The following is a 19291-nucleotide window of genomic DNA, read 5'->3' as shown; positions in this document are numbered from 1 at the left end:
GCACGGCGGGACGACCGCGGCGCTCTACGGCAGTTGCCAGTTCACCGGCTGTCCGCCCTGGCCGACCAGCAGGTCATTGGCGCGGCTGAACGGGCGCGAACCGAAGAAGCCGCGGTCCGCCGACATCGGTGACGGATGGGCCGACTCGATCGCCGGGAGGTCGCCGAGAAGGGGGCGGAGGTTGCGCGCGTCACGCCCCCACAGGATCGACACCAGCGGCTTCCCGCGCCCCGCCAACGCCCGGATGGCCTGCTCGGTGACTTCCTCCCAGCCCTGTCCGCGGTGCGCGCCGGGCTTGCGCGGGGCCGTCGTCAGCGCCCTGTTGAGCAGCAGCACGCCCTGTTCGGTCCACGGCGTGAGGTCGCCGTTGGACGGCCTGGGCAGCCCGAGATCGGAGTGCATCTCCCGGAAGATGTTCTCCAGGCTGCCCGGCAACGAACGCACCTCGGGCGCCACCGCGAAGCTCAGCCCGATCGCCATTCCCGGCGTGGGATAGGGGTCCTGGCCGACGATCAGGACGCGGACGCCGTCGAAGGGCTGCTGAAAGGCCCTCAGGACGTTCGCCCCGGCCGGCAGATAGGTCCGGCCGGCCGCTATCTCGGCCCGGAGGAAGTCCCCCATGGCCGCGATGCGTTCGGCCACAGGTTCAAGAGCCTTCGCCCAGCCTGCTTCGACAAGTTCATGCAAGGGTCGTGGTGCCACGGCGCGTCACTCTACTGGCACACACTGACACCCCGCATGCCCAGGCAAGCCTCCCCGCGCGGGCGGCCCCACGGGCGTTACTCTTCCTCCCCGTCGAGACCTTCGAGCCGGTCGGTCAGAGCGCGCGGCCGGTCATCGGGAAGGCGGGGAGCTTGTCACTCAACGGCACCGGTGCGGGGGACGGGTTCCTCGCCGTCGACTCCGGCGGCTCCGGCCTGCGGGTCGTCATCGGCGTCCCCGGCCGGGGGACCACGGCCCCGCGAACGTCGCGGGTACCGGTCCGGACGGGGCCGCGCGGTATCGACCCGGGGCATCTGATGGAGCAACTGGTGCCCCTGGTCCGGGCCCTGGAGCCGGAAGCGGGAGTGAGCAGGCTCGGCACCGCCGTCGTCGGGGCGGCCGGCATGGCGACCCTGGGCGATGCCCTGCGGGCCGAGCTTCCCACCGCGCTGGAGCGGGAGTTCGGGGTACGGACCGTCGCGCTCGTCGCGGACGCGGTGACCGCCTACACCGGCGCACTCGGACCGCGCCCGGGTGCGGTCGTGGCCGCCGGTACCGGTCTCGTCGCGATCGGCACCGACCTCACGTCCTGGCGCCGGGCGGACGGCTGGGGACATCTGCTGGGCGACTGCGGGGGCGGCGCGTGGATCGGGCGGGCCGGGCTGGAGGCCGCCCTGCGTGCCCACGACGGGAGGCCCGGGGGGTCGGCGGCGCTGCTGGCCCGGGCCGAGGAGTCGTTCGGACCGGTGCGGGAGCTGCCCGGCCGGCTCTACCCGCGTGCGGACCGGCCCGCCGTGCTCGCCTCGTTCGCGCCCCGGGTGGCCGACTGCGCCGAGAGCGACCCGGTGGCCAGGGGGATCCTGCGCGAGGCGGCCCGGCACATGGCCGATTCCGCGGCCGCGGTCTGTCCGGCGGAGGGCCAGGCGCATGTCAGCCTCACCGGTGGCTTGTTCAGGATGGGTGCCGCCCTGCTCGTACCACTGGAGGAGGAGCTGGAGCGACGGCTGCCGCACGCGCGGCGGGTCCCGGCGGCGGGCGGACCGTTGGACGGATCCGTGCAGATCGCCACAGAACTGGCGCACAATGCGCTCGACCTGCCCCACGACGAGGCGATGTTGTACGTGGTGACCCCAAAGAGGGGCTGAAGCGGACGTAACTCATCAGACAAAACCGGACGGATACCGCTCACCTGCACCCTCCCCGAACAGGGAAGCCCAGGAAGCCAGTAACATGCGTCGCCATGAGCTCCCCCACTGGACCCGCGTCCGGCCTGCCAGTACGAATGCCGCGACCTCGCCAGCCCGGGCGGCACCGCCGACCCGAGCCGCTGGCGGCTCCCGAGGGCGCGCCCGCGCTCGTCCTCGCGGTGCCGGGCACGCCCGGCGCGGCCACGCGCAGCCTCGCCGAGGAGGTCGTGAGCATCGCCCGCTCCGAGCTGCCCGGCCTGGACGCGCGGATCGGTTACCTGGACGGAGACGACTCGGAGTTCCCCACGCTCCAGGCCGTGCTGGCCCACACCGCCGGCGAGCGCACCGCGCGTTACGAGCAGGCCAAGGCCGCCGGGGTGGACGTCAAGGAGCCCGAGGGGCCCGTCGCCGTCGTCGTGCCGCTGCTCGCCGGTCCTGACAGCTCGCTGCTGCGGCGGATCCGCCAGGCCGTGATGGACAGCCGGATCGCGGCCGACCTCACCGATGTGCTGGGCCCGCACCCGCTGCTCGCCGAGGCGCTGCACGTACGCCTGTCGGAGGCCGGGCTGGCCCGCGCCGACCGCGCGCGCCTGTTCGCGGTGACGACCGCCGCGGACGGCATCATCCTCGGCGCGGTGGGCGGCGAGGAGGCCGTGCAGGCGGCCGGGATCACCGGCATGCTGCTCGCCGCGCGGCTGGCCGTGCCGGTGATGGCGGCGGCGCTCGACCAGGACGGCTCGATCGCGTCCATCGCCGAACAGCTGCGGTCCTCCGGCTCGCAGCAGCTGGCGCTCGCGCCGTACCTGATAGGGCCGGAGATCGACCCCGCCGTGATCGAGGACGCCGCCAGGGAGGCCGGCTGCTCCGCCGCCGATCCGCTCGGTCCCTACCCGGCGATCGGCAAGCTCGTGCTCGCCAAGTACACGACCGCGCTGGGCATCGCCCCGCAGCAGGCGCAGGGCGCCCCGGTGCGCTGAGCGCAGGCGCGGCGACCGCGCCACCGAAAGGGCCCGCTCCATCCGTCGGAGCGGGCCCTTCGGCGTGCGCGTCCCGGGTCAGCCGAAGATCACGCAGGAGGCGGCCGGTACCTCGATCGTGCCCTCGTACCTGGGCAGGCCGGTCGCCGGGTCCACGGCGAACCAGGTCACCTCGCCGGAGCGCTCGTTCGCCACGTACAGGAATCCGCCGGACTCGGCGAGGTCCCGGGGCCAGTGGCCGCCGCAGACGACCGTGCCGACCAGCCGCAGGTCGTCGCCCTCGACGGCGAACGTGGACAGGACGTCCTCGCCGCGGGTGGCGGTCCACACGAAGCGGCCGTCGGGGGACGTGACGACTCCTGACGGGTACGCATCGCCCGCCGGGGCGCCCGCGAGCACCTGGGTCTCGTTCAGGGGCTTCAGGGAGCCTTCCTCGGCGTCCCAGCGGCAGACGGTGAGGGTCGGGGTGAGCTCGTTGAGGACATAGGCGCGGGTGCCGTCGGGGTGGAAGGCCAGGTGGCGCGGCCCCGAGCCGGGGCGCAGGGCGATCTCGCGGTGCACGTCGAGCACCCCGTCCCTCAGGGTGCACACCCGTACGGAGTCCGTGCCGAGGTCGACGCTGACGATCCACCGTCCGCTCGGGTCGGGCTGCACCTGGTGGGCGTGCGGGCCCAGCTGGCGGGGCGCGTGCGGGCCCGAGCCGGTGTGCCGGAGCACTCCGGAGGGGGCGCTCGCGAGGGAGCCGTCGGCGCGCAGCGGCACGGTGGTGACGCTGCCGGAGCCGTAGTTGGCGGTCAGGACGTGTCCGGCGTGCACGGCGAGGTGCGTGGGCCCGTTCCCGTCCACCGCCACCGGGGGGCCGGCCGGCTCGGGGCGGTCGCCGGTCACCCGGTACGCGGCCACCGCGCCCTCGGCCGTCTCACTGACCGCGTAGAGCACGCCCCTGTCGGTCGACAGGGCGAGATACGACGGATCGGGTACGCCGTTCAGTCCGCCCAGTACCTTCAGCGCACCCGTGTCCGGGGCCACCGTCGCCGTCACGATGCCGGGGCCTCCCGCCGCCGTGAACGACCCGATGTAGGCCCGTCGCCGCCCGCCGTCTGCCACAGTCGTCCCCTCTCGGTCCGTGCCGTCCGGGGCGACGGTAGCAGTCGATCACTACCGGTCTAGACCAACTCCGGGGAAATTCACGGGGCCGTCACGGATATGGCGGGGTGCGTCAGGCTCCGACCAGCGGCGAACCGGACGGGGACCGCAGGGGTGCCGCCAGCTCCGCGAGCGCTCGTTCCAGTCCGTGCATATGGGCCAGTGCGGGTTCCTCGGCGAGGGGGCGGTCCGCCACCGGGAAGTCCCTGCCGTCCGTGAGGGCCTCCACAGCGGCCTCCACCCGTCGGCACGCGATGGTCAGGCGGGCGTCGTGCGAGGCCTCGGGGTCGGCGGCGACGGCGACCAGGCCCCGGATCTCCCGAGCGCAGCCGTCGAGGAGGGCGAGAACGTGGCGGGCACGCCTCTTGCGGGCCGGCACGGGGTTGAGGGGGTGGACCAGCGGGGCCACCGAGAGACGGACCCTGCCGAGCAGTTGTTCCAGTTCGGTCACCCGGCCGCCCGGGTCGGCACCCGGCACCCCCGCGAGGCGGGCCGCGGCCTCGGCGGTGCAGGCGTGGACGCAGCGCAGGGCGCGCCGGATCCAGGCGTCGGTGACGCTGTGGGTGGTGATCGGCAGGACGAACAGCACCGCCAGGACGGCCCCGACCGCGCCCACGCCGGTCTCCGCGAGCCGCAGCGCCAGCAGGCCGGGGTTCAGGACGCCGAGAAGGCCGTAGAGGAGCTCGGCGAGCAGGGTGACCCAGAGCATCATCCACGTGTACGAGACGGCGGCGGTGTAGAAGATGCCGAAGACGCAGACGGCGACCAGGACGGCCGTGGGCCCCGGTGCCCCCTCCAGCGGTACGGCGACGAGCAGGCCGAGGCCGATGCCGATCACCGTGCCGAGGACGCGGCGGAAGCCGCGCACCAGGGTCTCGCCACGGGAAGCGGTGTTCACGAAGATCCACCAGGTGGCGCCGACGGCCCAGTACCAGCGCTGCCCGGAGACGAGCTGGCCGACGACGAGGGCGAAGCCGGCACCCGCCATGGCCTGGACCGCCTGGCGGGTGGTGGCGCGGGCGAGGCCGGTGCCGGCGGGCGGGGCCGGCACGGAGGCCGGGGGCAGTCGGCGCTCGTAGCACCACAGGCCGAAGCGGACCGCGGCCGCCGTGACCACGGACAGCAGCACGGCGGCGTGGAGCTCGGGCAGCCGGTCGGTGGTCGCGTGCAGGAACTGCGCCACGAAGAAGGTCATGAACGCGAAGACGCCGAGGCTGTGTCCGCGCGGGCCCCAGCGCCGGGCGTACACACCCGCGCCCACCACGGCGAGGAAGGTGAGGTCGCGGGCGACCGGGTGGTCGTGCAGCTCGGCCGCGGCCGTGAGGACGGGAAGGCCGACGACGGGCAGCAGGGCCGTGGTGAGCGCCTGCCCCCGGACGGTGGCGTCCGTGACGGTGAACAGGGCGAGCAGCGCGGCGAGGCCACCGGTGACGGCACCGGCGAGCGAGTGGCCCGCGAGGCCGCACACCACGACGGCGAGGCCGATGCCGAGCACCGCCCGCGCGGCGAAGCGCAACCGGACCCGGCCCGGGTCCGCCGCCATGAACACCCTCTTCAGCACGTACCGCCCCCTGAATCCCTCGGACACCGGATACACCGGCATGGAAAAGGCGCCGCGGGGTCCGCAGCGCCATCGACGGGCACATTGCAGCATCCTTGCCGCTGTCGGCTCAAGCGGGGCCGCATATGCTGGTCCATTGGTACAGGGAAAGCGGTCCCGGGGCGTCCATCGGCGGGCCAAAGGACCAGGCACGAGGAGGTCGTACGCCATGGCCGTGGACGAGCTCGACACCCGCATCCTGCGGCTGCTGCTGGAGCGGCCGCGGACGAGCGTGCGGGAGTACGCGCGGATCCTCGGGGTCGCGCGGGGCACCCTGCAGGCGCGCCTCGACCGGCTGGAGCGGGACGGCGTGATCACCGGAACCGGGCCCTCGCTGTCGCCCGCCGCGCTCGGTCATCCGGTGCTGGCGTTCGTGCACATCGAGGTGACCCAGGGGCGGCTCGACGACGTGGGGGACGCGCTGGCCGCCGTACCGGAGATCGTCGAGGCGTTCTCGATCGCGGGTGGCGGGGATCTGCTGACGCGGGTCGTGGCGCGGGACAACGCGCATCTGGAGGACGTGATCCAGAAGGTGATCAGCCTGCCGGGAGTGGTGCGCACACGCACCGAGGTGGCGCTTCGGGAGCGGGTCGCGCACCGGCTGCTGCCCCTGGTGGAGTCGGTCGGGCGCACGGCCCGGAGTTGACGGGCGGGGGCGTCCTTCGCCACCAGGAACGCGCTCGTCGCCCGAGTGCGCTCGTCGCCCGAGTGCGGTCGGCGGTCCGCAGGGTGGCGAACACGGCGCAGCGGGCGACGTACGTCTCCTGAACTCCCCGAGCCTCTCCTGAACTCCCCGAGGACGCGGGCGACTTACGCGCCCGTCACCTTGGCGACGAAGGCGGCGAGGTTCGTCACCGTCCGCCGGATCTTCTCGTCCAGGGTGAGCGTCTCGTGCAGCCGGGCGCCGGCGCCCGCGTCCCTCTTCCCGCGCACATACAGCGAGCAGGCCAGGTCGTCGCAGATGTACGCCCCGACCGAGTTGCCCTGCTGCCCCGCCTTGCCCGCTCTCGGGGCGACCATCAGGGAAACCCCGCCCGAGTGGGTGGTCAGGCACATCGAGCACATGCTGCGCCGAGCCTGCCAGGAACCGGCGGTCGAGCGGCGCAGCGCGAGGGCGGTGGGGCGGCCGTCAAGGACGGCCACCAGGTAGGCGCGGTCGGGGGCCTGCGGATCACGCCAGCCGAGGTAGTCCAGGTCCTCCCACGGCTGCTCCGCCAGGTCACGCGGCATGTTCAGCCGCTTCGCCTCGCCCTTGGTGCAGTTCACGAAGGCGGCACGGATCTCTCGCTCGGTCAACGGTTCCATAAGGCCACGCTAGTTTGCCTAAATGCTTTAGGCAAATGCATAATCGATTCTGGCAAACGAGAGGACGGCTATGGCGCGAGTAGGGCTGAGCACGGAGCGACTGGTCCGGGCGGGCGCGGAGCTGGCCGACGAGGTGGGCTTCGAGCGGGTGACCGTCTCGGAGCTCGCCCGGCGGTTCGACGTCAAGGTCGCGAGCCTGTACTCGCACGTGAAGAACTCCCAGGACCTCAAGACCCGGATCGCCCTGTTCGCCCTGGAGGAGCTCGCGGACCTCTCCGCCGACGCGGTGGCCGGACGGGCCGGCAAGGACGCCCTGACCGCCTTCGCCAACGTCTACCGCGACTACGCCCGTGCCCACCCGGGACGTGCCGCGGCCGCCCGGCTGAGGCTCGACCCCGAGACCGCGGCCGCCAGCGCGGGCGTACGGCAGGCGCAGATGATGCGCGCCATCCTGCGCGGCTACGACCTGCCGGAACCCGATCAGACCCACGCCGTACGACTGCTGGGCAGCACCTTCCACGGCTACGCGAGCCTGGAGGGGGCAGGCGGGTTCAGCCACAGCTCTCCCGACTCCGAGGAGTCCTGGACGCGGATCCTGGACGCCCTCGACACCCTCCTGCGCAACTGGCCCGCCCCTGACCGACCGACAGGCTGAGGAACATGCACGACTGGATCACCACCCCCGTCACCGCCGACCTGCTGCGCGGCGCCCTCGACGTGGAACACACCGAGCGCGGGGTGCTGCCGCACCGGCTGCCGGCCCGGGCCCGCGCCCAGAACACCGACGACCAGCTCGCCATGGCCGAGTCCCAGCCCTCCGGCGTACGGCTGGCCTTCCGCACCCGGGCCACCGCGGTGGAGCTGGACACCCTGCCGACCAAGCGGGCCTATGTCGGCGCGCCGCCCCGGCCCGACGGGGTGTACGACCTGGTCGTCGACGGCCGGCCGGCCGGGCAGGGCAGTGTGCGCGACGGCAACGTCATCACCGTCGACATGACCGCGGGGACGTCCGAGGCCCGGCCCGGACCGCCCGGGACCGTCCGTTTCGACGGGCTGTCCGGCGAGATCAAGGACGTCGAGATCTGGCTGCCGCACAACGAGACCACCGAGCTGATCGCCCTGCGCACCGACGCGCCCGTCGAGCCCGCGCCCCGCGGTGACCGCCGGGTCTGGCTGCACCACGGCAGCTCCATCAGTCACGGCTCCGACGCGGCGAGCCCGACGGGCATCTGGCCCGCGGTCGCCGCGACACTGGGCGGAGTGGAGCTGATCAACCTGGGCCTCGCCGGGAGCGCGCTCCTCGACCCGTTCACCGCCCGGGCCCTGCGGGACTCCCCCGCCGACCTCATCAGCGTCAAGATCGGCATCAACATCGTCAACCATGACCTGATGCGGCTGCGCGCCTTCGGTCCGGCCGTCCACGGATTCCTCGACACGATCCGCGAGGGCCGTCCGGACACGCCCCTGCTGGTCGTCTCGCCCATCCTGTGCCCGATGCACGAGGACACTCCGGGTCCCTGCTTCCCGGACGTCGGCGAGCTCGGAGAGGGCCGCCTGCGGTTCAGGACACTGGGCGACCCGGCGGAACGCGCGAGCGGGAAGCTGACCCTTCAGGTGATCCGGGAGGAACTGGCCAGGATCGTGAAGCAGCGGGCCGCCGAGGATCCGCACCTGCACTACCTCGACGGGCGTGAGCTGTACGGCGAGGACGACTCGGCGGAGCTGCCGCTGCCGGACGACCTGCATCCGGACGCGGCGACGCATCGACGGATGGGGGAACGGTTCGCGAGGATCGCTTTCGGAACCGATGGCGTGTTCGCCGACGGCTCCGGCGACACCGACGGCTCCAGCGGCTGACGGGGTGCCCCGCGCATGCCGCTGCCGTGAGGGCTGCCTACGGGGCGCCGGGCTCCGGACGCTACCCCCTGCGCCTGGGCTTGCCCCGTCGAGCCCCCGCGCCCTTGGAGCCACCGGACCCACCGGACCCACCGGACCGGCCGGAGCCTCCACGGGACCCCTTGCCCGCGCCGGAAGATCCCCGCGCGGTGCCCTTCCCCGCGCCCGCCGGCTTGCGTCCGCCACCCTTCTCGGGCCGTTGGCCGCGCTCCGGCTCGGGCTGGGTGCGGCCCCGCGAGCTGTTGACCGTCCGCCCCCGGACGATGCCGATGAAGTCCTCGACCATGTCCGTCGTCGCGTCCTCTCGCCAGGCCAGGGCGATCTCGGACTGCGGGGCGTCGGTGAGCGGGCGGTAGGTGAGGTCGCGGCGGTGGTGGAGCCGGGCCAGGGACTGGGGGACGACGAGCACGCCGATGTTCGCCGCCACGAGCTCGATCGCGTCCGCCGTGGTGGCCGGGCGTTCGAAGGCCGGTTCACCGGGCGGCCGGTCCCAGCCGATGACGTCGTCGAGGGGGTGGAGGACGACCTCGTCCGCCAGGTCCTCCACGGTCACTTCCTCCACCGCGGTCACCACGTGGTCCTTGGGGACCACGACGACCGAGGTCTCGGTGTAGAGGGGGATCGCGCTGAACACCGTACGGTCGACCGGCAGCCGAACGAGACCGGCGTCCGCTCCGCCGTCGCGCAACACGTCGGAGGCCTCCGCGGGAGCCACCTGGACGAGCTCCAGGCGGATGTCGGGGAGGCGCTCGTTCCAGATCCGCACCCACTTGGCGGGCGTCACCCCGGGGACGTACGCGAGCCGGAAGGAAGGGGGTTCTGGCGAGTCTGTCACGCGGCAAGGTTACCCACTGTGGTCGGAGGTCTCGTGCGCGGCCGATAGTCTGGACTCCATGACGTCGCACCAGAACACCCAGACGATGAAGCCCGCGACCGCGGCGAAGAAGCTGGGTGTGTACCTCCCCGCCACCCCCGCAGAGTTCCAGGAGGGTGTCGTCACGCGCGCCGAGCTGAACGAGCTCCAGGCGAACCCGCCCCAGTGGTTGCAGGACCTGCGACGCAACGGCCCGCACCCCCGTCCGGTCGTCGCGGCCCGGCTGGGCGTCTCCATCGCCGGTCTCGCGCGCGGCGGGGTCACCGAGCCGCTCACCACCGAGCAGATCGAGGCGCTGCGGGACGAGAGTCCCGAGTGGCTGGAGAAGGAGCGCGCCACCCAGGCGGAGGTCCGCAAGGAGGCGGCGCGCATCAAGGAGAAGAAGCAGGACGGGGAGTCCTGACCCCGGAGGCCTGACCGGCCCGGGGCCCGCACTGGGCCGCGGCCCGCACTGGCCCGGGGCCCGAAAACTCCGGTGCGCCGGATCGAACACCTCTGCGACCATTCCGGCATGGTCCACCGTCTCGATTCCCTGGTCATTCGGCATGCCCTCCGGCTGCCCGCTCCCGCGGGCCCCGCCGGTGAGGGTGACGTCGCCGCGCGGCAGTTCGACGCCGCGCTGATGTCCGTCGGCTTCAAGCTGTCGGCGGACGCGCTGAGGACGTTGTCGGGGCTGTCCGGGAGCACGGTCGTCGACACCGCCGTGCGCACGCTCGCCACCGTCCGCGAGATGGCCGGCGACCATGTGCGGCACAACGTCTACTTCAAGGACTTCCCGGCCAACGTCCCGGACACCTTCGAGTTCTGGATGCGCTGCGTCCGCGAGGCCCTGGAGGACGGCAAGGCCCGCTCCGGCGTCCTCGCCCAGCTGCGCAACGGCGTGGTCAACCTGCTCACCCTGCCGTCGTACGGCACCTACCGGCACACGTACGACGAGATGCTCGCGGCGCACGACGAGCTGACGGCAGCGGTCGGCGACCGGCTCACCGTCCTGCACCTGGGCGCATCCCTGGAAGACGAGGTCAGCGCCCTGTACCTGGCGCTGGCCGGCAGCACCACGCCGCTCGGGGACGAGCATCTGGCCGATCTCAAGGTGCTCGCCGGGCACTGCGCGGACGGTCCCCAGCCCGAGACGATCCCGGTGCGGGAGAACCGTGCCGTCGTCAACGAGGCCCGGATGAAGGCGGGTTCGGGCCTGCTGCTGGACACCGTGACCGATGTGCTGCGGCTGGCCTGCGCGTTGTCGGGCGGGGATGTGAGCCTTCAGGAACCGACCCGGTTCCGCAAGCTGTCCCGCCCGGTCCGCCGCGCCCTGCTCGCGGGGCTGGACGAGGTCGTCGCCCGGACTCCCGCCAAACTCGCCGACGTCCTCGCACACCGCGAGGCGTTCAAGCGGCTCGGCGAGCGTCTGCACCCGCACGAGTACCCCCAGTGGCCGCGCGCCGCCGAGGTGTTCGCCGTCGCCCGGGGCGAGCAGAAGGCGTACACCTTCGACGCCCGAGTGGAGGCGCTGCTCGGCGCGGACGACGTCACCGGAGCGGCGGAGCTGCTCAGGTCCGCGCCCGGCAGGCTGTTCCGTGCGCTGGACCGGCTGCTGCGCACCGCGCGCACGCAGCAGGAGCGGGACGCCGTGGTGGCCGTCGTCGAGGAGGTCACTCCCGAGGTCTCCGGACGGGTCGTCCTGTCGGTGCGTGAGTACCTGCACAACCGGGCCGCTGAGTCGGGCCGGAAGCGGGTGTTCGTCAACCGTCTCGGCCGCGCGCACGTCGCCGACGACACACGTGGGGTCGTGCCGGAGGCGGAACGGGAACGTCTGATCGCCGCTCTGGACGCGGAGATCGGCCGTCGACTCCCGTCCCCGGAGCGGCTGTTGGTCGACCCCGACGTCCTCGACGTGGCGCTTCCGCTCAGCGGGCGGGCGACCTCGGCCGGACTCGGGGTGCTGCCCCGCGGCTCGGTCTCGCCGGTCGACGGGGAGCTGCTGCGGTTCTTCGTGTACTGGAAGCAGACGCAGCGGGTCACCGACTACGACCTGTCGGCGCTGCTGCTGGACGCGGACTACGAGACGGTGTCCTGGCTGTCGTACACCAATCTCCGCGAGGTGGAGGGCGAGCACTCGGGTGACATCACCAACGCCCCGGACGGTGCCTCGGAGTTCATCAACCTGCGGCTCGGGGCGGTGCGGGGTACGTACATCGTGCCGCAGGTGAACATCTACTCCGGGGAGAAGTTCGAGGAGGCCGAGGAGTCGTTCTTCGGGTTCATGCTGCGCGAGGGCGAGCAGCGGGGCCGCCCCTTCGAGGCGCGTACCGTGCGGATGAAGTCGGAGCTGCGCGGTCCCGGCCGGGTGGCGCTGCCGCTGGCGTTCCGGCGTGCGCAGGACGGGAGTTGGCACGCCAAGTGGCTGCACCTGTACCTGAAGGGGCAGCCGGCGTACAACCGCGTGGAGGACAACCAGGTATCGGTCGCGACGCTGGTGCGCGGCATCGTCGAGCGCGAACAGCTCACGGTCGGGTATCTGACCTCGCTGATGGCGAACGGCGGTACCGACGTGGCGACTTGGGACGCCGGGTCGGTGCCGGACGGCCCCGTGACCTACATCGGCCTGGAGCGGCCCGAGGGGCTGCACCCGGACTCGGTCGTCATCACCCCGGAAAACCTGCGCGACTTGATCCCCGAGTGACTGTTACGGTTGCGCGTGGCGAGGCCATGGAAGGGCTTCCTTCTCCATTCGATGAGCCCCCATGGGGCTTGGATCTCCAGTCCTTCCGCTTTCCTCGCCCTCGACGTCACGCACGAGGCCATGAAGGAGCTTCCTTCTACCGGTCTGCAAAACCGGCTTTCCAAGAGCTCCAGTTCCTTCGCTCTCCTCGTCGTCGACGTCACCCGGCAGGCGGCCCGGACCGGTGGACTCACCGTTCCAGGGCCGCCTTCGCCGTGCTGAGCGCCTGTTCCGCGTACCCCCGCCCGAACAGCACAGCGTGCACCAGCAGCGGGAACAGCTGGTGCAGCCCGATGCGGTCGGACCAGCCGTCGGCGAGCGGCGCCGCGCTCTCGTAGCCGCGCAGCACCTCGTCCAGGTGCGGGCAGCCGAAGAGGTGGAGCATCGCGAGGTCGGTCTCTCGGTGGCCGCCGTGCGCGGCCGGGTCGATGAGCCAGGCGTGGCCGTCGGCGCCCCACAGCACGTTGCCGTTCCACAGGTCGCCGTGCAGCCGAGCCGGAGGCTCGGCTGGGCCCGCGAGGTCGGGCAGCCGGGCGCAGAGCCGCTCGATCACCTCGGCCTCCGAGAGTGTGATCGTGCCGTCGTCCACCGCGCGCCGCAGGTACGGAAGCACCCGGTGCTCGGCGTACCACTGCGGCCACTCGGCGCCTTCGACGTTGTGCATCGGCGCCCGCCCGATGTACGCCTCCCGGGGACCGCCGGGCGGCGCCGAGCCGAAGGCGGGCGCCCCGGCGAGGTGCAGCCCGGCCAGCGCCCGGCCCAGATCCAGTGCCGTCTCCCGGCTCGGCCGTCCCCTCGCGATCAGGTCGGTCACCAGCCAGGGGCCGTCCTGGCCGTGCCCGGTCGGCACCCGGACCGTGCCGGCCTCGGTCAGCCAGCGCAGGCCCGCGGCCTCCGCCCGGGCCTCCTCGGCGCTGTGGGCGCGCTTCACCATCACCGCGCGGCCGTCGTCGAGGGCCACCTCGGCGAGCGCGCCGGACAACGGCCGCTCGTCCGTCGCCGTGCGGCCGGTGAGCCGCGCGGCCGCCGCACCCGGGCCCTCGCCGTCGTCGTACACCTGCGCCTCCCTGGTCCCTCTCGTCACCGTCTTCGCCCCAGCCTTCCCGAAGAGAGCTCGTGCACAGCCTCTGTGAAGACTCCCAGCCATGTCTTGACATATGGAAGAAACAATCCGTAGCTTGGCCGATCATTTAGATTCGTGAAGCGGGTTCACGGATATGAACGGAGAGTGTCCATGGGCGAACGCCGACGACGACGCCGCCTGGCCGCCGCAGCCACCGTCGGGGGACTGATGTTCGCAACGGCCGCCTGTGGTTCCGGGTCCGACAGTGCGGGCAGCAGCGATCCGAACACGCTGGAGGTCTGGACCCGGAGCAATCCGGACTCGGCCGCCACCTACGACCGGGTCTTCGCCGCCTTCACCAGGAAGACCGGCATCAAGATCGACTACCAGCCGGTCGTCAACTTCGACCAGCAGCTCCAGAGCCGCGCGTCCACCAAGGACCTGCCGGACGTCATGATCAACGACACGGCTCTCATGGGCAGTTACCAGAGTCAGGGTCTGCTCAAGCCCATCGACCCCGCGTCGATCGCGGGCGGCGACCAGATCACCCCCAAGTCCTGGTCCTCCACGGTGGGCGTCGACGGAAAGCACTACGGCATCCCCTACTCCCGTCAGGCCCAGACCCTGATGATCCGCAAGGACTGGCTGAGGAAGCTCGGGCTGAAGGCGCCGACGACCTGGCAGGAGATGCTCTCCGTCGCCAAGGCCTTCGTCACCCGGGACCCGGACGGCGACGGCAAGGCCGACACCTACGGCATCGTCGCGCCGGCCAGCGCCCAGAACGGTTATGCCGCTTGGTGGGGCGCGAGCTTCCTGTGGCAGGGCGGAGCCCAGATCATCCAGTCGGCCGGCAACGGCAAGTACACCCCGGCCATGGACTCGGCCGCCGCGGTGCACGCCGTGACCTGGATGAAGGACAACCTCTTCTGCGGCGAGAAGGGTGTCGTCCAGCCCGGCGCGATCACCGCCGTCACGGGGACGGCCACCAACTTCCAGGACGGCAACGCCGGGATGTACATGACCGGCCCGTACAACATCACCACCTTCGACGCCACGCCCGGCAAGGACACGTACGAGGTCGTCCCCGCCCCCGCGGGCCCGGCCGGCGGTGATGCGCTGGCCGACGGCGAGGACGTCTACCTCGGCGCCAAGACCGGCAAGGACCGCCAGGAACGGGCGCTGGCCGCGTTCCTGATCTCGACCGAGGGCCAGAAGATCGCCATGACCAGCGTCGACGGCCACCAACCCGTCGTCCGCATCCCCGTCAACTCCACGCTGGACGCGGCGAAGGTCAGGAACGACGTCCGCTGGAGCGTCGTACAGAAGGCCTACGAGGACGCCTCCGAGCAGTTCCCGAACGCGCCGGACTTCGCCCCGATCAAGCAGGACACCGCCGACTCACTGAACTCGATCTTCACGTACTGCGGCGGTGACGTCCGCTCCCGGCTCAAGGAGCTCAACGACACGCTCGCCGGTGACCTCAAGGACCAGGACCTGCTGAAATGACCGCTTCCGTCCCCGCGCCCACAGCGCGCAGAGGCCTCACCAAGAGGGCCATCGACAAGAAGGCCGTCGTCCCCTGGCTCTTCCTGACCCCGGGTCTGCTGCTCGCCCTGGTGTTCAAGTTCTGGCCGATGGCCAAGGGCATCTGGCTCAGCTTCTTCGACGTGCGGCCCTTCCTCGGCGACAAATGGATCGGCCTCGAGAACTACACGAGGGTCCTGACCGACCACCGCTTCCAGGACGCGATCGGGCACACCCTGATCCTGGGCATGGGCCAGGCGGTCGGTGCGATCGTGCTCGGGCTCGCCCTCGCGCTGCTCCTGGAGGGCCAGGCACGTTCGCTGAAGCTCCTCCGCACCGCCGTCTTCCTGCCCGCCGTCACGGCCACCGCGGTCGTCGGCGAGCTGTGGCGGCTGATGTACTACCCGACCTCCGACGGCCTGCTCAACAGCGGCCTGCACTTCCTCGGCCTCGGGACCGTCCAGTTCCTCGACAACCCGAACATCGCGCTGTACTCGACGATGGTGATGGGCATCTGGATCTGGGCCCCCTACAACATGGTGATCTTCCTCGCCGGACTTGCGGGCGTCGACCGCTCGCTGTACGAGGCCGCGGCGATGGACGGGGTCTCCCTGTGGCAGCGGCTGCGGTACGTCACGCTCCCCGCGATCCGTCCGGCGCTCATGATCGTGCTCACGCTCGCCACGATCCGCGGACTGCGCGTGTTCACCGAGGTCTACGTCCTCACCGGCGGCGGCCCCGCGGGGTCGACCGACGTCTGGATGACCCGCGCCTACACCCTGGGCTTCACCCGCAACGACATCGGAGGCGCCTCGGCGGCCTCGGTCGTCCTGCTCTGCGTGACGCTGCTGCTCACCGTCACGGTCAATCACCTCCGCAAGAGGGGAGAAGCGCGATGAGCGCCCCCGTCATCGACTCCGCCCGGCCGGCGGCCCCTGACACCCCGGCCGGGCGGACCACCAAGGCACAGCGGACCACCCCGGCCCGCTTCGACACCGCCCTCGGCTGGAACGACAGGCCCGGTCTCGCCTGGGGCCTGAGGATCCTGCTCTGCGTGATCGCCCTCGCGATCTTCGCGGCGCCGTTCCTCACCATCGTCTCGGGCGCCTTCACCACCCACCCCAGCGGCTCCTCGCTGTCGTTCCTGCCGCACGACACCACGCTGTCGAACTTCAAGGTCGCGGGCGCCCAGGGCCTGTGGGACTACCTCGGCAACTCGCTGGTCATAGCGGGCGGCGGGCTGCTCCTCCAGCTGGTGGTGTGCACCCTCGCCGCGTACGCGCTGGCCCGGCACCGGTTCCGCGGTCAGGCGCTGATCATGATGCTGTTCATGATGACGCTGATGCTGCCCGAGGAGGTCATCGCGATCCCGCTGTCCCTGGTCCTCGGTGACGTACCGGTGGTCCACGTGGACCTCAAGGGCACGGTCTGGGGTGTCATCCTGCCGCTGGGCGCCTGGGGCTTCTCGGTGATGATGCTGACCGAGTTCATGCGGGACATCCCCGTCGAGATCGAGGAGGCGGCCCGCCTGGACGGCGTGGGCGAACTGCGGATGCTGTGGCAGATCATCCTGCCGCTGTGCAGGCCCGCTCTCGGTGTGGCCGGCGTCCTCGGGTTCATCATGATCTGGGACCAGTACCTGCTGCCCCTGATCGCCGCCAAGGACCCCACCGACTACACGGTCACCGTCGCCCTGGCCACCTTGCGCACCGACCCCGTGGTCGGCTCGGGTGTGGTCCTCGCCGGCGCGGTCATCGCCCTGATCCCCAGCCTGATCGTCTACCTGCTTCTCCAGCGCTCCCTGGTCACCGGCATCGCCGCCGGTGCCACGAAGGGCTGACCCCGACCCCCCACGTTTGAGGGAGACATGAAGTTCCAAGGAGTGCTGTTCTTCCCGGTGACGCCGTTCGCCGCGGACGGCTCGCTGGACGAGGAACGGCTCGCCCAGCACATCGACAACGGTGTCGCGGCCGGTGCGGGCGGCGTGTTCGTCGCCTGCGGCACCGGTGAGTTCCACGCGCTGACGCCCGAGGAGATCGAGCGGGCCACCCGGGTCGCGGTCGAGACGACCTCGGGCCGGGTCCCGGTCCTGGCCGCGGCGGGCGGCCCCGTCCCGGTCGCCCGCGACCACGCGGCCCGTGTCGCCCGGGCGGGCGCCGACGGCATCCTGCTGCTCCCGCCCTACCTGGTGACGGCCCCGCAGCAGGGCCTGGTGCGCTACGTCGAGGAGGTCACGTCCGCGAGCGACCTGCCCGTCGTCTTCTACCAGCGCGGCACCGCCCGCCTCACCGAGGAGACGGCCGCCGAGATCGCCGCACTCCCCAAGGTCGTCGGCCTCAAGGACGGGCTCGGCGACATCGAGCGGATGCACCGCGTCGTGCGCGCGGTGCGCGCCGTGCCCGGCACGGAGGACTTCCAGTTCTTCAACGGCCTGCCCACGGCGGAGATGACCGCGCCCGCCTACCAGGGCATCGGTGTCTCGCTGTACTCCTCCGCCGTGTTCGCCTTCGCGCCCGAGATCGCCCTCGCCTTCCACGGGGCGCTCGCCGCGGGCGACCGCCCGCTGGTCGAGACGCTCCTCGACGAGTTCTACGGCCCCCTCGTCCAACTCCGCGACGAGGTACCGGGGTACGCCGTGGCGTTGGTCAAGTCCGGAGTCGCCCTGCGTGGCCTGGACGTGGGTGGCGTACGGGCGCCCCTGGTCGATCCCGCCCCGGAGCACATCGCGCGGCTGTCCGAACTCATCGATCACGGCCTGGAGGTGGTCGGCGCATGAGCGACCCGACTCGGATCAAGGAGCTGATCGTCACCCCGATCGCCTTCCGCGACCCACCGCTGCTCAACTCCAACGGCGTTCACGAGCCCCTCGCCCTGCGGATCATCCTGCAACTCGTTCTGGAGGACGGCACGGTGGGGCTCGGCGAGTCCCCCGGCGGGGTCGCCCGCCTGGAGCGTCTTGAGGCGGCCGCCAAGGTCGTCGTGGGCAGGGACGTCTTCGACACGACGGCCGTCGGCGCCGCGATCGACGCCGCTCTGCTGCCGACGGTTCCCTCCAGTCACGAGCGTGGTTGGACCACCTCCGCGGTGGAGGTGGCGTGCCTGGACGCGCAGGGCAAGCTGCTCGACCGCCCGGTCAGCGACCTGCTCGGCGGGACGGTCCGGGACTCGGTGCCGTTCGCCGCGTACCTCTTCTACAAGTGGGCCGAGCACCCGGCCCTCGACGGCCGCGCCGCGGTCGGCGACGAGTGGGGCGAGGCCCTGGACCCGGCCGGCATCGTGGAGCAGGCCCGGCTGATGCAGCAACGGTACGGGTTCAGGTCGTTCAAGCTGAAGGGCGGTGTCTTCCCGCCCGACGAGGAGATCGCCGCGATCAAGGCGCTCGCGGAGGCCTTCCCCGGGCAGCCGCTGCGCCTGGACCCCAACGTGGCGTGGACGGTGGAGACGTCGAAGTACGTCGCCCGCCGACTGGACGGAGTCCTGGAGTACTTGGAGGACCCGACCAGGTGCATCGAGGGCATGGCGGCGGTGGCGAAGGACGCGCCGATGCCGCTGGGCACGAACATGTGCGTGATCGCCTGGGAGCATCTCAGGCCCGCGGTCGAGCAGAACGCCATCCAGGTACTGCTGACCGACCACCACTACTGGGGCGGCCTGCGCCGCACCCGTGAACTGGCCGCGGTCTGCGAGGCGTTCGGCCTCGCCCTCTCCATGCACTCCAACTCGCACCTGGGCATCAGCCTGGCCGCCATGACCCATGTGGCTGCGGCGATCCCCAACCTCGACCACTCCTGCGACACCCACTACCCGTGGAACCACGCCGACGACGTGATCCGCCCCGGTGTCCTGGAGTTCCGCGACGGCGAGGTCAAGGTCCCGACCGGCCCCGGTCTCGGCGTGGAACTCGACCCCGCCGCCCTGGAACGGCTGCACCGCCGCTACGTCGACTCCGGGGTACGCAGCCGGGACGACACCGGATACATGCGACGGTTCCAGCCGGACTACGAACTCCGGCTCCCCCGTTGGTGACAGGACCCCCATGAGACAGGGCGCCCGGTGAACCCGGGCGCCCTGTCTTTTTTCGCGGCCGTCGATGGCGGCAGTCGAGAAGTCGCTTCGCGCGATGGCATCCGCCCGGTCGGCGAGGCGGTGTGCCTGGTCACCGGCTGCGGCTCAGCACGGTCCAGGCGCCGCCGCGGAGTTTCATCCCGGAACCTCAGGACGCCACGCACAGATCAGACTGAGTGGGTTCCGACCTGTCTCGCTGTTGTCAGGCGCCCTCACGGCACGGACACCGA

18 protein-coding genes are annotated in these 19291 nt (G+C 71.8%); 12 read left to right on the top strand and 6 right to left on the bottom strand.

Annotated elements, in window-relative coordinates:
• Nucleotides 1-24 precede the first annotated feature (24 nt).
• Nucleotides 25-702 carry a uracil-DNA glycosylase gene (locus D1369_RS36405; protein WP_007380223.1) on the bottom strand — a complete coding sequence of 226 codons (678 nt, stop codon included), beginning with the start codon at nt 700-702 and terminating at the stop codon, nt 25-27.
• Between the two features lie 152 nt (nt 703-854).
• On the opposite strand from D1369_RS36405, the gene D1369_RS36400 reads away from it, so the two are divergent.
• The gene (locus D1369_RS36400; protein ID WP_007380224.1) at nt 855-1847 is read left to right on the top strand and encodes a BadF/BadG/BcrA/BcrD ATPase family protein; all 993 of its coding nucleotides are present in this window, start codon (nt 855-857) and stop codon (nt 1845-1847) included.
• A 95-nt stretch (nt 1848-1942) separates the two neighbouring features.
• Nucleotides 1943-2866, top strand: coding sequence for a hypothetical protein (locus D1369_RS36395; RefSeq protein WP_118082856.1), 924 nt, complete (start codon nt 1943-1945; stop codon nt 2864-2866).
• Between the two features lie 78 nt (nt 2867-2944).
• Here the strand turns inward: D1369_RS36395 and D1369_RS36390 are convergent, their stop codons facing one another.
• Together D1369_RS36390 and D1369_RS36385 are read right to left on the bottom strand one after the other, a co-directional pair.
• Nucleotides 2945-3973 carry a lactonase family protein gene (locus D1369_RS36390; protein ID WP_118082855.1) on the bottom strand — a complete coding sequence of 343 codons (1029 nt, stop codon included), beginning with the start codon at nt 3971-3973 and terminating at the stop codon, nt 2945-2947.
• Between the two features lie 112 nt (nt 3974-4085).
• A complete protein-coding gene (locus D1369_RS36385) occupies nt 4086-5573 on the bottom strand; it encodes an FUSC family protein (RefSeq protein WP_118083168.1) in 1488 nt (495 codons plus the stop codon).
• A gap of 208 nt (nt 5574-5781) precedes the next feature.
• Between D1369_RS36385 and D1369_RS36380 the strand changes: the two genes are divergently transcribed.
• Nucleotides 5782-6258 (top strand): Lrp/AsnC family transcriptional regulator, encoded by a 477-nt coding sequence (locus D1369_RS36380; RefSeq protein WP_007380227.1) that lies wholly within the window; start codon nt 5782-5784, stop codon nt 6256-6258.
• A gap of 164 nt (nt 6259-6422) precedes the next feature.
• Here D1369_RS36380 and D1369_RS36375 read toward each other — a convergent pair whose 3' ends face one another.
• Nucleotides 6423-6917: an FBP domain-containing protein gene (locus tag D1369_RS36375; protein WP_007380228.1), complete on the bottom strand. Its 495-nt coding sequence runs from the start codon at nt 6915-6917 to the stop codon at nt 6423-6425.
• 70 nt (nt 6918-6987) lie between these two features.
• Between D1369_RS36375 and D1369_RS36370 the strand changes: the two genes are divergently transcribed.
• Together D1369_RS36370 and D1369_RS36365 are read left to right on the top strand one after the other, a co-directional pair.
• Nucleotides 6988-7572, top strand: a complete 585-nt coding sequence (locus D1369_RS36370) for a TetR/AcrR family transcriptional regulator (protein ID WP_007380229.1) — start codon at nt 6988-6990, stop codon at nt 7570-7572.
• Between the two features lie 5 nt (nt 7573-7577).
• Nucleotides 7578-8774 (top strand): GDSL-type esterase/lipase family protein, encoded by a 1197-nt coding sequence (locus D1369_RS36365; RefSeq protein WP_007380230.1) that lies wholly within the window; start codon nt 7578-7580, stop codon nt 8772-8774.
• 61 nt (nt 8775-8835) lie between these two features.
• Here the strand turns inward: D1369_RS36365 and D1369_RS36360 are convergent, their stop codons facing one another.
• A complete protein-coding gene (locus tag D1369_RS36360) occupies nt 8836-9648 on the bottom strand; it encodes a LysR substrate-binding domain-containing protein (RefSeq protein ID WP_007380231.1) in 813 nt (270 codons plus the stop codon).
• A 58-nt stretch (nt 9649-9706) separates the two neighbouring features.
• Here D1369_RS36360 and D1369_RS36355 point away from each other — a divergent pair, with 58 nt between their 5' ends.
• Together D1369_RS36355 and D1369_RS36350 are read left to right on the top strand one after the other, a co-directional pair.
• Nucleotides 9707-10090 carry a DUF5997 family protein gene (locus tag D1369_RS36355; protein WP_037899083.1) on the top strand — a complete coding sequence of 128 codons (384 nt, stop codon included), beginning with the start codon at nt 9707-9709 and terminating at the stop codon, nt 10088-10090.
• A gap of 108 nt (nt 10091-10198) precedes the next feature.
• Nucleotides 10199-12370, top strand: coding sequence for a TerD family protein (locus tag D1369_RS36350; protein ID WP_007380233.1), 2172 nt, complete (start codon nt 10199-10201; stop codon nt 12368-12370).
• A gap of 229 nt (nt 12371-12599) precedes the next feature.
• Here the strand turns inward: D1369_RS36350 and D1369_RS36345 are convergent, their stop codons facing one another.
• The gene (locus tag D1369_RS36345) at nt 12600-13466 is read right to left on the bottom strand and encodes a fructosamine kinase family protein (protein ID WP_118082854.1); all 867 of its coding nucleotides are present in this window, start codon (nt 13464-13466) and stop codon (nt 12600-12602) included.
• Between the two features lie 177 nt (nt 13467-13643).
• Here D1369_RS36345 and D1369_RS36340 point away from each other — a divergent pair, with 177 nt between their 5' ends.
• Genes D1369_RS36340 through D1369_RS36320 form a run of 5 tightly spaced genes read left to right on the top strand, consistent with a single transcriptional unit; the run spans nt 13644 to nt 19022 of the window.
• The gene (locus D1369_RS36340; RefSeq protein WP_037899085.1) at nt 13644-14978 is read left to right on the top strand and encodes a sugar ABC transporter substrate-binding protein; all 1335 of its coding nucleotides are present in this window, start codon (nt 13644-13646) and stop codon (nt 14976-14978) included.
• Nucleotides 14975-15895, top strand: a complete 921-nt coding sequence (locus tag D1369_RS36335) for a sugar ABC transporter permease (protein WP_007380237.1) — start codon at nt 14975-14977, stop codon at nt 15893-15895. The genes D1369_RS36340 and D1369_RS36335 overlap by 4 nt, the downstream gene beginning before the upstream one ends.
• Nucleotides 15892-16836 (top strand): carbohydrate ABC transporter permease, encoded by a 945-nt coding sequence (locus D1369_RS36330; RefSeq protein ID WP_007380238.1) that lies wholly within the window; start codon nt 15892-15894, stop codon nt 16834-16836. Before D1369_RS36335 ends, D1369_RS36330 begins: the two co-directional genes overlap by 4 nt.
• 27 nt (nt 16837-16863) lie before the next feature.
• The gene (locus D1369_RS36325; RefSeq protein ID WP_007380239.1) at nt 16864-17772 is read left to right on the top strand and encodes a 5-dehydro-4-deoxyglucarate dehydratase; all 909 of its coding nucleotides are present in this window, start codon (nt 16864-16866) and stop codon (nt 17770-17772) included.
• Nucleotides 17769-19022, top strand: a complete 1254-nt coding sequence (locus D1369_RS36320) for a glucarate dehydratase family protein (RefSeq protein ID WP_007380240.1) — start codon at nt 17769-17771, stop codon at nt 19020-19022. Before D1369_RS36325 ends, D1369_RS36320 begins: the two co-directional genes overlap by 4 nt.
• Nucleotides 19023-19291: the final 269 nt, after the last annotated feature.

The organism is Streptomyces sp. CC0208, from assembly GCF_003443735.1.
GTDB lineage: Bacteria > Actinomycetota > Actinomycetes > Streptomycetales > Streptomycetaceae > Streptomyces > Streptomyces sviceus.
The sequence above is the reverse complement of the archived record's forward strand: the minus strand, read 5'-3'. Positions and strand labels throughout refer to the sequence as shown.